The following is a 15151-nucleotide window of genomic DNA, read 5'->3' as shown; positions in this document are numbered from 1 at the left end:
CGTTGCACTCCTATATTTCTGCATCTGCTGTCCACTCAAGTTGCAATGTATGGCCGGGGGCACTGCCCACGGCTGTCACCGTTGCAAAGGCGATATTGCGTTCAGTAAGGCTTTGAACCGTGGTTCCGGTACAAGCCTTGCCTATGGACTGGTTCCAGACCTGGCTGCTGTTATCTCCGGGTGAAAACGACTGCACCGTCGGTTGAACCCTTTTTTGCACCAGGAAATTGATCGTCATCCCGTACTGCCCGGTATTACCGGCTGGAATTTGAGTAAAGGTGGCCAGGCAAGTCACCGTGCCGTTACCCGCCTGAACCGGAACACCTGTAGTGAACGACTTTTCGTAATAACGCTGGCAACTTGTCAGCTCTTGCGCAACGCTGCGGTACTCAAAGGGTGTGGACACAGGCCCTTCTTCGAGCTGAACTTGCGCCAGATCGACGGACTGCAAGACATTGAGCGGCAAGTCGAATGCCAGCCTCAAGAAATCACTGTTAGCCGAGCCTAATATCTTGCCCGCCAGGGCAGGAACCTGAAATGTCGCCGTGTACTTCGCCCATGAAGTTCCAAGCTGGAAGTTTCCGACTGTTTTTTCTACATGATCAGAGCCACTGGGTCCGAAAAACTGCGTCACCGTAACCTTGAGTGGACGCGCCGCATCCGACTTGGCCCAGAACGTGACTGTCGCCGTTTTGCCCGCCAGCGTTCTGACGGACTCGATATTCTGCGAAATCTTGTGGACGGTTGCACCGCTACCAGCGGTGACTTGCTGCCAGCGTAGAAAGTACCGTGGCTCATTGGGTACGTCAGTCTGGCCAAGAACAAAGTTTTGCCGGGAAATACTGACTCCGGCATTACCGTTCCAATCGACACGAAAGCGATCAGCAATGTAACCGCCGGCGCTGGGTCCTTGATTGGAGGTTCCACGCTGCCAAATATCGAAACCGCCGTTAATGATCAAATTCTTTCGGTACACCTGAACCGGATAACCCTGCAGGGGATCCGGTTTGGACAGCTGCCTGATCGCCATGGCCAACTGATTGGTTTGCTCTTCATCAGGCGTTAAACCGGCCTCGGTAATGGCATTGATAATTTCTTGAGTAACGCCATTGCCCCAACTGGCCGGAATCAACGAGCCAGGCTTTCCTGCTATCGGGTCTTCATCCACAAACTTGCCGTTCACCAATCCAGCACTGGGAACGCTTCGGGGGTAGTCCACTTGTTTTTCTCCTGGGTTGTATTCAACGCGCACGACAGAATTCGCCTGCCCTATTCGGCAAGCGTTCAGACTGGAGGTACGGTAATGGCGGAGATCGAAAAACTCTCCGGGAAATGAGGATTGTTAAAGGATTTCGGTCAACCAACGAGGCGTGGCGGGACGACGTTCGGTGAATGGAAAGAATGAGTTCTGCGGCCAATCCCTGAGGGCTCGTCGGTAGGCCTGCAATTCTGTGTACTGATCAGTGGTCAGTGTTGTGCCGCCGCCGTCTTCCAACTCATCGCGGTCGCGAGCAACCATTGCGTCTGTTGCGGACATTTGTGCGTTACGCCAACGTCGCTCCGCCGTTTCCGCCTCTTGCGGTGCCAGGGGTGGTGTATCAATCAGCACGGGGTATCCGTTATCGGGTCGCACCCCAATCATTTTCGGCGTCACCGCCAACTGCTGCAGCAGCGACACCCAGTACGCCCGCGGAATTTCGATAACATCACCAGGAATATCAGACGTATTGATCCCCGGTACATAGACACCGCAAGTACTCGCACTAAATAAAACATTGAACTCGTTCATTCAGTAACCCTTCGCAAAATAGGTAACGCCCCAGCCCGCCGATACTGAAGCGTGAGCATCTCGAACTTTCAACCGGCAACCCTGCTGGCTGGCACTGCCCGAGATCATGATGACCATCGCCCCGTCCCCCCCGACATGCGTCGCAACAACCGAAACAAAGGCCGTTGGAAACGAAATCGGGAACGTGACATACACCTCGCCGTTAGCGTCCGTGGTGCCATAGCCCCATTGATCAATGTTGCCGCTGGGGTACTTCTGATAACCGGGGTTGCCCACCATGCCGGAGAATGACGACGCATACTTCAGGCTGGCTGTACCATAAACAGTCCAGGTGCCTGACTCCCGGATAAAGTTTGCACTTTCACCCGTGTTCATCACTATTGAGCTGAGGTAGGCCCCTTGGGGACTGATCTGAGAACCGGTCTTGCTGGCAACAGTAACCGGGGCGCTATTACGGCAGTGCAGGCTGATGGTTGCACCATTAGGGACCGTCGCAGCGTCTGGCAAGGTGACCGTAAAAGTGGCATTGCCGCCCAGCCCGATTGCATATCCCACATCCGCGACGGTCAACTGCGTCGATGTGGATATCCCACGCGCATTCGCATAATTGCCCAGCGCCCGTTGAACGAATTCAGAGGTGGCCGCGGTTCGCCCTGCATCAAACTGGGGTGCAGTCTGAAACAACGCCGGGCTCCGTAACGCACCGAGCAATTGATTATTGGACGCCTCATTCGGCGTTAAACCTGCGGCCTGAACGACACCCAGAATTTCCTGCGTTACGCTATTACCCCAGGTCGCGGGAATCAACGAACCCGGTGTTCCGGAAAGCGGATTCTCATCGACAAACCGGCCATTTACCAAGCCGATGCCGGGTACGCTTTTTGGATAATCCAATTTGCATCTCCTAGTTAAAAAACCACCATTCGATGAGGTGCACGAGGCCCAGGCCAGGCATTCGAAGCGCGCCGAGCTCGAAACACAAACAGCGTGAATGGTTTATTTGAATAAGACGTAAGAGCCCTGGCCGCGATCGCGTCAGATAACCACACCCAGTAACCACGAAGGCATGGAAGGCCGCGTAACTACTGCTGGGAACGTGTTGGACGCCGGCCAATCGCGTAATGCCTGTCGATACTCCAGCAACTCCAGATATTGCGCGGCCGTCAGCGTGGGAACACGCCCAAGCTCCTGTTCATCACGGTGGCGTGTCATCAACCATTGGCTGGCCGAAAGAATCGACTGGCGCCAGGTACGCTCATCCGTTACCGGTTCTTCATTCGGTATTTCTGGCGTGCCTGCAACGGTCACAGGTGGGGCTTCGGTGTCCTGTTTGAGAGCCTCAACCGCAGTGCCCAACTCGACAACGACGCCTTCCGGCACACGGACCATCGACGCGACAAAAGAAGGGGCAAACAGTTGGGTGATCGCATAGTCACCGGTGTCGATCAGTTCAACGACAATGCCATCTTCAACCCGAGCATAAATAGCCATTACTCGTACTCCCAGATTTCACAAAAGGCATTGCCGCCGGCGCCGCTGACGTACGAGGCCGATGCATTGTTTGAACAGGCACCGCTGCCACCAGAGCCTCTGATGCCTGCATTGCCATTACCGTTCACGCCCGTGAAAGGCCCACCGCCGTCGAACGGGCAAGCCCCTCCGGCACCGGAGAGAAGCCCCCAGTTGGTATTACTCATTGCATAGCCACCTGGAACGCCGCGAGCGTTGGCGAGATTGCCGCCGCCTACAGCCTGCCCTCCAGCGCCGCCCTGAACAAAGCCGGATATATTCGCCAGAAAAATCAGATTCTGTCCGCCAAAACCACCCGCTGCGCTCATGAGCGCGCCAAAGGAAGCGCCACCGCCCATCGAACCTGTTGCATTGCGCGGGAGACCACCGGCACCGAGCGTAATGGGAACCCCGACCAGCATTTCCGCCGTCACGTCAAACAGCCCTTCGGTATAAGCCCCAGCTCCCCCGCCGCCGCCCAGGCTTTGATAAGTCGCCGCGACAGGTGCACACCCACCCCCTGAACCGCCGGCGCCAATCAATCGCACGCGAATCCGTTTGGCCCTCGGATTGGGGCGATAGACAGTGATGCCGACCGTCTCGAACTGCTTCACCGCCAACAACCGCCCCATCGCATCGGTAATGCCGTAGCCACTCAACGTGGTCGGGGTGTTTTTCATTTTGCTGAAGTCCACCAGGGCACCAATGGCCGTCGCCAACTGATCGTTTTTAGCTTCATCCGGCGTCAGGCCAGCGGCCTTGATCACGTTCACAATCTCTTGCGTCACACCGTTGCCCCAGGTCGCCGGTATTAGTGATCCCGGGGTTCCGGCGAGAGGATTTTCATCGACGAATCCACCGTTGACCAAGCCGACGCTGGGAATGCTTTTTGGATAGTCCATGCTCCGCTCTCCGTTTTTACTGCTTCACAGAACCGGGAGCCAGAGGCCAATCAACGAGCAATGGATAATCTACTTGCTGCTCCAGTTGCGCCAACTTCAAGGTATAACGCTTCCATTCAAGCAACGTAGTTTGTTGAAGACTCGAGGCCTCCCCCAACTCATAGGCGTATTGCAACGGCGCTACACGAATAACCACTTCACGCAAACGACCGTCGCGCTCCACGTTTATCTGTGCAATCTTGCCTGTACGTTCCGCAATCGGATCCAGTACCCAGTCCTCATTAACCCAAAAGTAATACTCGTTAGGCCGTGGTTTAGACGTCAGATAATCGGGCAGTGGTCCCAGCTCATACCAAAACTGAATCCCGCCGTTGTCTTTTCGATAAACAGGACGATTGCGCAAGTCAATCAACTGCTGTGCAGCGCCGTTGCGCCATACCCAGACATATCCGGCCTCTGCTGTAGGGAGCGCCTCTGGCAACTCGATGGCATTGCCTGGCAACATGACCCCCACACCGGGAATAATGGGCAATTCGACCGGACCGGTAATTTCTTTCGTAAGTTCATTCACATAGTAATAAGTCATCAATACCTCTATCGATAAATATTAAACATTCCGACAACTTGCCTGGGGTCAGTATCAGATGAGTTTTATTCTGCCGGGATAGGCAATATTTCGTGGGCGCGTTTCAACACCACCGATCACCTCGGTAAAACCAAGACTGCTTGCCCCTTGATTGAACAGAGCATCGGGAGCGACTGAGCTTGGCCCCGAAGGAACACCCAACATGTCGCTTTTCAGTTCATGCCTGTGTGACTTGAACATATCAACTTGCCAACTACCGGAGAGGCGGCCCGAGTCGACACCGCGACCTTCATCAAACAGCCTGATGAACTCTCCGCGCCCTTCCGGGCCGCGAAATGTCAGCCCTCCATCACCACTGGTCCACCCCCCTTCGGAGCCGAGCCTGGCCGCTTCTGTTGTCATCATTCCGGACTGCTGTGCGTGATCCCACAGCCAAGGCCAATCCGTACGGGCGAAGACCGTGCTGTTCAAAAGTCCATAGCCGCCCGGGTTCAGCAGAGCGGTTGTCTCAAAGACCGGACGACCCAATGGCGTGCTATCAAAGCGCCCTACTGGCCACCAACTTCCAGCGCCGTCACTGCGCAAGTGCCACCAGTCGCCAGCGCCCATCAACACCAAAAACTGATAGCCCGCCGCAGATAGATGCGTGTGGAACTTGATCTTGTCCGTTCCGCTGGCCTGTACGACAAGGCGCGTACTGGTGTTATCGACGCGCCTGACAATGACATCGCGGATACCTAATGCAGCGTCGACTGTTGGCAAACTGATTGTTGTCGCGCCAGCGACAGCGTTGATCAGTACGAGCCCGAGGTCGTCGCTGGTCAATGCCTTGGAAACGGCCACGTTGGTGATCGATGAGCGCATTGGGCTAGCCATCGCCATCAGCGCCTGCAAGGCCCTGAACAACTGTCCGTTATTCCCCTCCGTCGGCGCCAGGCCAGCACCGCTGATCACACTGAGTAACTCTTCGGTAACAGCATTGCCCCAAACCGCCGGAATCAAGGACCCGGGTTTTCCAGCCACCGGGTTTTCATCGACAAATCGGCCATCCACCAGCCCAACGCTGGGGACGCTTTTTGGATAATCCATATGTGTGTTCCCTGTCATCAAGAAAGCCGTGCAACGCCTTTGGCACAACTGCGCAGCAGGTCGTGTTTGCACAAAAACAAAAACGGCCCCGGTCAAGTGGGCGTGAGGGACAGCGCAGAGCTCGACGGGTTAACGTGCCGAGTCATTCACCACGTTGCGAATCGCCACGATGGCTGCTTCGCTGACATCTCTGGCCAGTTCCATATTGCCTTTGGCCACATGCGCCTTGATTTGCGCTTTGGCCTTCAGACGCAAAGTGCGCAGGGTCAGCAGATGCTCGGTAAGTTGTGTGGCTTTGCCCAGAATCTGGTCGGCGGCCTGTTTGGCGGTGCGCCCTTTTACAACCCAGGCGGCGACCGACAGCGGCACTTCTTTTTTCGGATAACCTTCGTCCAAAAAGGCTTGGGCATCGGCGGCAGCCTGGGCGTACTCCATCGATTTCAGCGGATCTCCGGCCAGCAGGTTGCGAGCGCTGTCTGCAGCGGCATCGACGCTGACGCAAAGGCGTTCGGCTTCTTGCTGTTCCAACAGCGCGACTTTATCGGCACCCAGCGCCCACTTTTCGCCGTCCCAGTCATGGGCGGGAGAAGGCTGTGCGGGACGAAGACCGTCCTCGAACTGATGCAGCTCTTGAATGACATTCATCGGATCAACTCCCAGGAAAAGTTAACGTTCACCGCCGAACTGAAGTTGATGGCAATACCATTGGAATAGTCCGGCTGGGAGAAGGTCTTGATCCCCATCGACAGCAGCAACTCGTCACTCGCGGCAATGCCGGAGTTATACGTATGCTCGGCCTGATAGCACTGCCAGAGCGATCGCAATTCCGAATGATCAAAGCTGGCGGTCAGGGTTGAAACGGTCGTGTCGTTGACCACGTTGCTGGTAAAAATGCAGGCCGAGGCGCCAACCGTGCCCCAACCATCCCAACCACTTGCGCCGGTGCTGACCGGTGACAGATAGGAGTAGTTGCCTCCCATCCATCCTCCCGGCGCAAAGGACACGGTAGTAATCCCGGTGGCATGCGGCATCGGGTTGCCCACCACCAGACGCGCCGCCCGCGCATGGGGATCCAGCGGCAGGTAGACCACGCCGTTGCCATTGACAGTCTGGGTCCAGGCCAATCGGTTGCGGTTGTAGATCGGCCGGACAGTCGGCACCGACCCCGGCGCTGCCGTTACCACCCAGGCAATGCAGATATCCAGCGGCGTAGACTGAAATCCGCCACCGGCGGCACCGTTGACGGTGCCTTTCAGGCCGTCGGGGGTGGCGTCATAGATCGTTCCGCGTTGCATGTAGAACGTCAGCACCCCACCGATCACCTGCGCTCGCAGAAAATAGCCGGAAGTCGGCAGCAGATCCGCGCTGCTCCATGCTTGCGTCGTAAACGTGCGATTTCTGCCCACCTGCCCCGCGACGACTTCCTGACCCAGACTGATCAACACCCCTGCCGGAATCGACACCTTGCCGCCACTGGTGGACGCCGCCATCGGCGTCACTGCCAAACGCCCATCCGCCGTGGCCACGGTTGCCGGTGGCAACGAACCGATCGGCATCGCCGAATCCAGGTTCCAGCCCTTGGCCGAGACGCTCTGAATCGCTTGCAGCAACTGATCGTATTTCGTCTCGTCCGGAGTCAGATCCCCGGCCTTGATCACGTTGACGATCTCCTGCGTAACGCCGTTGCCCCAACTCGCCGGAATCAACGACCCCGGCGTGCCCATCAACGGGTTTTCATCAACAAACTTCCCATTCACCAACCCGGCGCTGGGCACACTATTTGGATAATCCATTGCTCTATTCCCTAGTCATAATTGATGTGCACCTTGGTGTGCGCCGGTGCGCTGCGGTGGATCAGGCATTCCAGGGCGCTGCCTGGGTTCACGCCGAAGCGCTCGCCCCAGTAGCTCGCGCCGAAACGCCGCCCGAGCAGCAATCGGCCACCGGTGTTGAGCGTCCACATGAACTGCGCCTGCCACGTTCCGAAGTGCGACGCGCCAAACCGCGCACGGCCCATGCGCGGGGCTTCGAGTTCGGTGATGGTGGCGTCGGGGTAGCCCTGGGTGCGGGCGATTTCCACGTAGTAGCTGACCGCCTGGCTGCCGACTGCGAGCAAGCGTCGGCGAACCGCAAGACGCCGGTCGTCGAACAGCGGCGTGGCGCCCAGGCACGGGTCGGGCAGGTTCATCACCTGCTCCCAGTCGGGCACCAGTTCACTCACGCCAGCCGCGTCCATTTCGTTGAGCAGGTCGGCGGCGCGGGCGTCGAGACGGGCCAGTTCCTGGGCAATGCCTTTGAGCACTTCCTCCAGTTCCGGCACGCGCTCCGGGTCCCAGGCCGGACCGCTGGGCAGCAAGCTGCGCAGTTGCGCCTGATATTGCGTGGCAGTTCTTATGCCCCCCATACGCAACCCCCGAAGGTCAGCAACTGATTGCTGGCCGCTTGCACATCGAGGGTCGGGCTGGTCAGGGCGTGGTCGCTTTCGCCAGTGGCACTGCTGATTGCTTCTCGGATATGGCTGATCAACAGCGTCTCGCCGAGGCCGGCTTCGCGGTTGTGCAAGTCACGCAGTTGCGCCTCGACGGCAGCGCGCACGGCGGTGGTGTCCGGGGTCAGGCGCATGCTGTAGATCACCGGTTTCTGCTCCGGTGGCAGCACATGCAACTCGGCAGTAACCGGGCGCAACGGTTCGATGTAGGCCTGGACTTCCGCCAGTTGTGCCGGTCCCGGAACGGGCTGCGCATCGTCGTCACGCATGATGAACAGGCCGACGGTGCCAGGCCCCAGATAACTGCCACGACACCACGCACGGGTCACGCCAGGGCATTCCAATGCCCAGGTTTCATAGTCTTGCGCCGAGCCGCCGTGAGGGATGATCCGGTAGGAACGAATCACTCGCGAGCGCAGCGACTCCAGACTCTCCTGGGCAATGCCGCCACTGAGCCCCGGCGCCAGCACGACGAAGCTATTGCCGGCGATGCCCTGGATCGGCTGCACCGGGATCAGCGTCATGCCGGCATCGGCATTGCCCAGGCTGCCGGCATCGAGTGCAGCGATGCTGGTAATATTGAGGCCATTGATCGTGGTGCGCGATGCAGTGACTTTGTAAGCACGGCCATCGCTCGATTGCAGCAAGGTATCGACGTCGAGCACCGCACCGGCGCTGGCAGTGAAACTGACGCTACCGCTGGCCGCTTGTGCAGCTTTGCGCGGCTGGTTCAGGCGCAGCGCGGCGATGCGTTCCAGGGTCGACTCATCGGCCTTGTCCGGCAGGATCTGCTCGGCGATCCAGTCGAGGTAGCCATACAGGCCATAGGCGGCGCCACCGAGGGTACGGGCCAGCACTTGCGCATCGGACTGGCGCAGCGAATCGCTGGCCAGGTCGCTTTGGGCGCGTTTGATCAGCACCGGCAGCGAAGGGGTTTCAAACGGCATAGATCACCTGCCAACTGTTATCAGGGTTGATGTCCAGGCGCTCGCCGTCGGCCAGGGTCAGGACCGTGCGCAGGTTCAGGCGCTGGTCGTCGAGGCGTTCGCTGATGATGTCGATGGCGCTGCAGTGGCCGTCGTCGATCAGCCATTGCAGGGCTTCGCGGACATAGAACTCAGCGTCCATCTGGGTTTGCCGGGTCAGCTTGACCCGGCGCAACAGCCACAGCCGTGAGCCGATACGGTCGTCGGCGACGGTAGGAAACGTGTCGCCCCACCAGCCGAAACGCTCCTCGTCATCGAGGGCATCGTCATCGGCGGCGCGGCGCCAGGTGAACAGGCTGATCAGCACCGCGCGGGTCAGCGCGGCATGGAGGTTCTGACTGATCAGCATCATTGACCTCCCGCCGGCACACCGGTCTGGCCGCTGCCACCCTGCACGCCGCCATGCACGTGCTTGATCTGGCTGATGCCGCCGGCGATCTGATCGCCGGTGGAGACGATCTTGCCGGTCTGGTTGATGACCGGCGTATCGAAGTTGACGGCGCTGCTGGCGCGGATATTCAGGGTCGCGGTTTCGATGTCGATGACCCGACCGCGCTTGAAGTGGATCTTGTCGCCTTCGTCGGTGTAAATCGCCACTTCGCCCTGGGCCAGGGCCTTGAGGCGATAGCGGCGGTCGGCGACCACCAGCACGATGGCGTGGGAACGGTCACCGCCCAGAAACGTGGCGATGCCCTCGGCGCCGGCCAGCGGGTTGCTGGTAAAACCGTAGGGCTCGAAGTGCTCCATGTCGTCGTTCACTTCGCCGGCGGTGAGGCGCATTTGCAGCGATTGCAGCTTGGTAGCCGAATTGGCGAGCACGACAGTGCCGCGCGCCAGGAGGCGTGTCAGTAGGCTCATTGGGGTTCCTTCAAAAAATCAGGCTGAACGCGGACCAATGTGGGAGTCGGGCTTGCCCGCGATAGCGGTGGGTCAGGCGATATATTCTTTGGCAGTGAGTCCGCCATCGCGGGCAAGCCCGGCTCCCACAGGGTCCGGTGTCGATCACTGGGTTTGTGGGCACACTGAACAAATGTGGGAGTGTCAGACTCAGGCTTTTTTCGGTGGCGTCGGATTGGCATCGAAGGTATGCGGCGGTGCCACTTGCAGGGTCGTGACCGAGCCCTGCTCCGAAAGCGAATAAACGACCTTGGAGATCAACATGTCGCCATCCACTTCCAGCACCGGGTCCTTGACCCGAACCAGCGTGTTGTGGCGCCACAAATCACCGTTGGCCTGCCGCCAGCCTTGCACCTGATAAGTGGTGGTCAGGGCCTTGCCCATGCGGGTGGCGCTTTCCCAGTTGGCGCGTTGCAGCGCCAGTTCGGGGGTGATCTGCATGCCTTCGTTGATCACCGTGGTGCGCCGCCGCTTGAAACCCAGGTCTGCAGACACCGCTTCAACCTCGCTGACCGCCGCGCCGCTTTTCTGATCCGTGCCCTTTTGCTGGCCGATCACCCGGTATTCGGAGAACACCTGGCTGTAGTCCATCGGCGCGTTGGCCGACAGAATGTTTTTGCCCAACTCCAGCACATCGCTGGCCCGCCCGGCGCTGCCCGGTCGGGCGAGTACCACCCGCCCTTGAGCGTCATCGGTGGAAAACACCCGCAACAGCGTGAGTAAACGGTCAATCGACTGAAAGACCGTTTCCCCCGGCACGATGGTATGGCTGCCGAGCCGGGCGGTTTCCGGAATTTCACTGACGACCTGTCCGCCATAGGACGACGCCAGATCCTCGACAATCCGCAACAGCGATTGCTGATGCCACTGGCTGGGTTTGTTGGTCGCCGCGCAATCCACCAGGTCCTGGGTTTTCGAACTGCCTTCAATACTGAGGCTGATCTGGCGCCCGTCATAACTGGCCGGCGCCTTGAACACATAACCGGTGAGTACCAGATCGTTGCCGATGCGCACTTCGCAGGGCGCACCGGGGCGGATTCGCCGCACGCTGGTCTGACCCGGCCATTGCCAGGTGATGTCGAGCTTGAAAGTGCGGAACTGACGCTCCAGGTCCGCAGTGATCTCAACGCTTTTCCAGCCGCCGTATTCAAGACTGTCGACCGTCAGCGTAACGCGGTTGTCGTGGTCATCCATGGCTTACTCCCCGGAGATTTTCAGATCGTTCGGTGGAGGAAAGCCCGGATGGACGATGCCGTTGCGCTGAACCACTTCCTCGACCCGAGTCGCGTCGCCCAATTGCTTGTAGGCCACGACCAGCGCTGGGAAACTCTCCTGAAACGACTTGCTGACCAGCCGCACACCCGACGATGCAACCGCCGTCAGGTGCGCCTTGAGCTTCTGGCGCAAATCGGTCATGGCCTGGTAGTGCGCGGGATCGGCTTTGTCCTCGGCCATCCGGATCGCGTCATCGAGTTCCTTGCGCAGCACCTGCAAGTCGTCGATGACTGGCACTTCCTGACGCTTGACCGGTTGTTCCGCCTGTTGCTCCAGCGAAGGGCGCGAAGTCAACTTGACCGGCGCACTGGCCACCGGCATCGACGCCACCCACTGGGCGGCCTGCACCAGCAAGGTGTCCTGCACCAGGTTGGCCAGGGCTTGCGCCGCGGCAGTGGTGTCTTTGCCGGTGGTGATTTTCGGCGCATCAGACTTGCGGATCGCTTCGACCTGCTGGGAGACGTTGGCAATCACGCCACGATAGCCCTCACGGGCGAAGTCCTTGAGTTCCTTGATGTCGCCGAGCAGCCCTTTGAATTCAGCCGCCACTTCCTTGGGCAGCTCCTTCACGGCTTTCACCAGATCGCTGATCTGTTTGTACTGATCGATCAGCGGCTGCAACTGCTGCTGAATGACCCCGTAAATGTCCTTGATGCTGTTGCGCAGGTCGGCGATGCCGATCCGCGCCGCCTTGATCAGGGTCATCGCGTCTTCGAAGCGCGCCACCGCCGAACCGAGAAAACTGTCCGCCGACACCAGCAGCATTTTTTGCGTACTGACCGCCGCCGTCGGAAACGGCACCGGTTCATCGGGGTAGAACTTCAGCGCGAACGTCACCAGCCCGCCGTCCTGGCGGGTGTGGGTCATGTCGCATTCACCAACCTTGACCTGCAAGCGTCCCAGCCACGGATGCACCAGTTCGCCATTGCCCAGCTCCAGCGCCTGAAGCAGCTTGTCGCGCTGCTCCAGGCAATCGGGGCCGACGATGAACGCGGTCAGTTCGTGGATCTTCGCCTGTTGGCCAAGGCCCTCGAAATACGGCAGGTCGCGCTGCGGGTATTCGTGCAACTGGCCCTTTTTGCCGACCGGGGTTTTCGCCTGGTCGACCCAGAAGCCGACCCCGCGAAACGACGCCGGCATCAAACGGTCACGCCAACTCATTGGAACCTCCCAGAGACAGTGAGCGGTAACCGATGCGTGAATTGAGCATCAGTGCCGGTTGATTGGTTTGCGGCTGATCGGTACGCAGCCCCGCCGGCGCATTTTCGAAGCGCACGGTCAGGCCGCCTTCGAGTTGTGTGCGATTGTTGGCGGCGCTTTGCTGGATCAGGGTGTTGGAGGTCTGCTTTAGCGAGCCCGGTTGCATCGACGATGCCTGCGGCACATTACCGGGGGTCGTCAGCGGGCTCGCCGGCTGCCCGGAATCGGCACCGAAGAACGACGGGGCAAATTCACCTTTACCTTCGGCGTTGGTTTTCTCTTGTGCCTGGGTGAGGACATTGACCTTGGCGGTTGCCTCGGCAATCAGCGCACCGAAACCACCGGAGAAAAAATTCCTGATCGGTGCAATGACATCCTGCAGCTTGCCCCACCACTCGCGAACCCATGCTGTCACCGGTTCCCAGGCCTTCATGATCTGTTCCAGAGGCGACCATCCCAACTCACTGCGGATAATCGCGTACGTCACAATGAAGGGCATCTTGATGCTGTCCCAGATGCTCGAGAACACGCTGACGACCCCCCCCCAGATTGCCTGAATGACTTCAAGGGGAGACCAGTTGAACAGCCCCTGCAAAAAGTCTTTTACGGGCACCGATACCGCTGCCAGCAAATCCCAGATCGATGAGAACAGGTTTACCAACGGCATCCAGTTGCTGAGAATCTGGCCCTGGGGCGTCCAGGAAAACAGCGTTTTGTAAAACTCGATGACCGGCGCCGCTACCGACTTGATACCGCCCCACAGGGTCGAGAAAAAGTCCATGACCGGTCCCCAGTTGCTGATGAGCTGCCCCAGCGGGGTAAATCCGAACATCGTCTTGAAGAATTTGGCCATCGGTATGACGACGGGCGCAATTTTTTGCCAGAGCCCGGCGAAGAACGTCGAGATCGGTTTCCAGTTGGCCACAATCAAACCGGCGGCTACCGCGATGGCCGCGGCGACAATACCGATGGGCGAAACCAGAACGCCCATGACCGCCGTAAATCCCATCGCCGCCGTGGTGATCACCGTGAAGGCCACCGCAGCGGCAGCCAGGCCCTGCACCAGTTGCGGGTTGTTCGCCACAAACTGGCCGATGGACGTCATCATCGGCAACAACGCAGTGATGATGCCATTGACGGCGGGTATCAACGCCTGGCCGATCTTCAGCGAGATGGCGTCGAGCGTCGCATTGAATCTGGCGAGGTTGTCAGAGGTTTCCCCCAGTGCAACCTTGGGCGCATTCGCCTTCTTCGGCGCTACGGGCGCCTTGGGTATCACCACATCCTTTGGCAGCGCCAGCGACTTGGGTATCACCGCATCCTTTGGCAGCGCCGGTGGCTTGGGTATGACCGCATTCCTTGGTAACGGCGGCTTGATGCCCTTGGCCTTTTTCGCCAGTTCATCCTCGACCTTGATGGCTTTTTTCAGCCCCTCCTGAAAGGGTTTGATCAAACCACCGCCGGAGACAAACCCGCCGAAGTCCAGCGGCTTGAGGCCGCTGTCTTCCATGTTTTTCTTGAATGCCGTGACCTTGCCACGAACCCCCTTGAGCTCGGTGTCCACCTTCTTGGCGCCTTGCGTCACCAACAGCATGTTCACCGTGGCCTGGAAGTTCATCTGGCTCATGTTTATCTGTGTCTTCGCCATCACTGCACCTGCTGCATCGCATTGATCCGTTGCGCGTGCTCCAGCGATTCGCGGAGCACATCCAGTGGCCTGGCCATCATCTGTTCGGGGTCAACCTTCCAGAACCAGGCCAGGTCATAGGCGACTGCGATCAGGTCGGTGATGGCTCCGACGCCGCACTCATGAAAAAACTCGCGACGGCCCAGCTCAGCGCGTTGAGGTCAGCCAGGTCCAGCTGGTTGACCGACGACGGCGGAATGCCGGCGCACACGGCGATGTATTTGGCCGCAACGTCCATGTCGAGGCTGACCTCTTCGCTCTTGTCGATCTTGTACGGCAAGGCCTTGATTGCTCGAACTTCCTGCACCGTCGGACGGCGCAGGTTGAGTTCGGTCAAAGGCTCGCCGTGAGCTTCGATCGCCACCTGAAGCTTCACGGCGCCGCTCATTGCCAGGTCCCCTTGATGCCTTCGAATTTCAGTTCGATGGTGGCGTCATCGCCTTTGGAGACAGGCTCTTCAACCAGGTAAGCGCCGGCCAGTACATAGACTTTGCCGTTGCTGAATTCGCAGGTGACGGTCATGTCGGTGCCGGCGATCAGTTGCTTGAGCGGGAAATCCGGGGTGTGCAGCGCCGTCACCTTGAACGATGGCGCAACGTCGGTTTCCTTGTAGAAACCCGGTACGACGGTTTCGCGTTTGGTGGACATCAGTGGTGCTTCGCAGCCGCCGTTGATGGTCAGTTGAGCGCCGTCCACTTTGACGTAGCAGGTGCCCGCAATCAGTTGACCCATGGTGTTTCTCC

General features: G+C 59.0%; 18 protein-coding genes. All 18 read right to left on the bottom strand.

Annotation, left to right across the window (positions count from 1 at the left end; translation table 11 throughout):
• Positions 1-10: 10 nt before the first annotated feature.
• Positions 11-1219, bottom strand: a complete 1209-nt coding sequence (locus tag POF45_RS22445; protein ID WP_282317455.1) for a carbohydrate binding domain-containing protein — start codon at positions 1217-1219, stop codon at positions 11-13.
• A 123-nt stretch (positions 1220-1342) separates the two neighbouring features.
• Positions 1343-1789 carry a phage tail assembly chaperone gene (locus tag POF45_RS22440; RefSeq protein ID WP_259500029.1) on the bottom strand — a complete coding sequence of 149 codons (447 nt, stop codon included), beginning with the start codon at positions 1787-1789 and terminating at the stop codon, positions 1343-1345.
• Entirely contained in the window at positions 1790-2683 is an 894-nt protein-coding gene (locus POF45_RS22435) for a gp53-like domain-containing protein (protein ID WP_282316802.1), read from the bottom strand.
• A gap of 141 nt (positions 2684-2824) precedes the next feature.
• The gene (locus tag POF45_RS22430) at positions 2825-3280 is read right to left on the bottom strand and encodes a phage tail assembly chaperone (protein WP_282316801.1); all 456 of its coding nucleotides are present in this window, start codon (positions 3278-3280) and stop codon (positions 2825-2827) included.
• Complete coding sequence (locus POF45_RS22425; protein ID WP_282316800.1) at positions 3280-4200, bottom strand: glycine-rich domain-containing protein; 921 nt, start codon at positions 4198-4200, stop codon at positions 3280-3282. Before POF45_RS22425 ends, POF45_RS22430 begins: the two co-directional genes overlap by 1 nt.
• A gap of 16 nt (positions 4201-4216) precedes the next feature.
• On the bottom strand, positions 4217-4786 hold the full coding sequence (locus POF45_RS22420) for a tail fiber assembly protein (RefSeq protein ID WP_282316799.1): 570 nt from the start codon (positions 4784-4786) through the stop codon (positions 4217-4219).
• A 54-nt stretch (positions 4787-4840) separates the two neighbouring features.
• A complete protein-coding gene (locus tag POF45_RS22415; protein ID WP_259500019.1) occupies positions 4841-5875 on the bottom strand; it encodes a phage tail protein in 1035 nt (344 codons plus the stop codon).
• A 129-nt stretch (positions 5876-6004) separates the two neighbouring features.
• On the bottom strand, positions 6005-6520 hold the full coding sequence (locus POF45_RS22410; RefSeq protein ID WP_259500017.1) for a phage tail protein: 516 nt from the start codon (positions 6518-6520) through the stop codon (positions 6005-6007).
• Positions 6517-7668 (bottom strand): phage tail protein, encoded by a 1152-nt coding sequence (locus tag POF45_RS22405; protein WP_282316798.1) that lies wholly within the window; start codon positions 7666-7668, stop codon positions 6517-6519. The genes POF45_RS22410 and POF45_RS22405 overlap by 4 nt, the downstream gene beginning before the upstream one ends.
• An 11-nt stretch (positions 7669-7679) precedes the next feature.
• On the bottom strand, positions 7680-8279 hold the full coding sequence (locus POF45_RS22400; protein ID WP_259500013.1) for a YmfQ family protein: 600 nt from the start codon (positions 8277-8279) through the stop codon (positions 7680-7682).
• Positions 8267-9310: a baseplate J/gp47 family protein gene (locus POF45_RS22395; protein ID WP_259500011.1), complete on the bottom strand. Its 1044-nt coding sequence runs from the start codon at positions 9308-9310 to the stop codon at positions 8267-8269. The genes POF45_RS22400 and POF45_RS22395 overlap by 13 nt, the downstream gene beginning before the upstream one ends.
• Positions 9300-9698 carry a phage GP46 family protein gene (locus POF45_RS22390; protein WP_282316797.1) on the bottom strand — a complete coding sequence of 133 codons (399 nt, stop codon included), beginning with the start codon at positions 9696-9698 and terminating at the stop codon, positions 9300-9302. Before POF45_RS22390 ends, POF45_RS22395 begins: the two co-directional genes overlap by 11 nt.
• Entirely contained in the window at positions 9698-10207 is a 510-nt protein-coding gene (locus tag POF45_RS22385) for a phage baseplate assembly protein V (RefSeq protein ID WP_259500008.1), read from the bottom strand. Before POF45_RS22385 ends, POF45_RS22390 begins: the two co-directional genes overlap by 1 nt.
• Before the next feature lie 189 nt (positions 10208-10396).
• Positions 10397-11440: a phage baseplate assembly protein gene (locus tag POF45_RS22380; protein ID WP_259500005.1), complete on the bottom strand. Its 1044-nt coding sequence runs from the start codon at positions 11438-11440 to the stop codon at positions 10397-10399.
• A gap of 3 nt (positions 11441-11443) precedes the next feature.
• On the bottom strand, positions 11444-12682 hold the full coding sequence (locus POF45_RS22375) for a DNA circularization protein (protein ID WP_282316796.1): 1239 nt from the start codon (positions 12680-12682) through the stop codon (positions 11444-11446).
• Entirely contained in the window at positions 12669-14369 is a 1701-nt protein-coding gene (locus POF45_RS22370; protein WP_282316795.1) for a phage tail tape measure protein, read from the bottom strand. Before POF45_RS22370 ends, POF45_RS22375 begins: the two co-directional genes overlap by 14 nt.
• Positions 14370-14499: 130 nt before the next feature.
• Entirely contained in the window at positions 14500-14796 is a 297-nt protein-coding gene (locus POF45_RS22365; protein ID WP_054047093.1) for a phage tail assembly protein, read from the bottom strand.
• Complete coding sequence (locus POF45_RS22360; RefSeq protein ID WP_259499997.1) at positions 14793-15140, bottom strand: phage tail tube protein; 348 nt, start codon at positions 15138-15140, stop codon at positions 14793-14795. The genes POF45_RS22365 and POF45_RS22360 overlap by 4 nt, the downstream gene beginning before the upstream one ends.
• Between the last annotated feature and the right edge of the window lie 11 nt (positions 15141-15151).

Origin of the sequence: Pseudomonas fungipugnans (genome assembly GCF_029955235.1) — a bacterium.
Classification (GTDB): Bacteria; Pseudomonadota; Gammaproteobacteria; order Pseudomonadales; family Pseudomonadaceae; genus Aquipseudomonas; species Aquipseudomonas fungipugnans.
The sequence above is the reverse complement of the archived record's forward strand: the minus strand, read 5'-3'. Positions and strand labels throughout refer to the sequence as shown.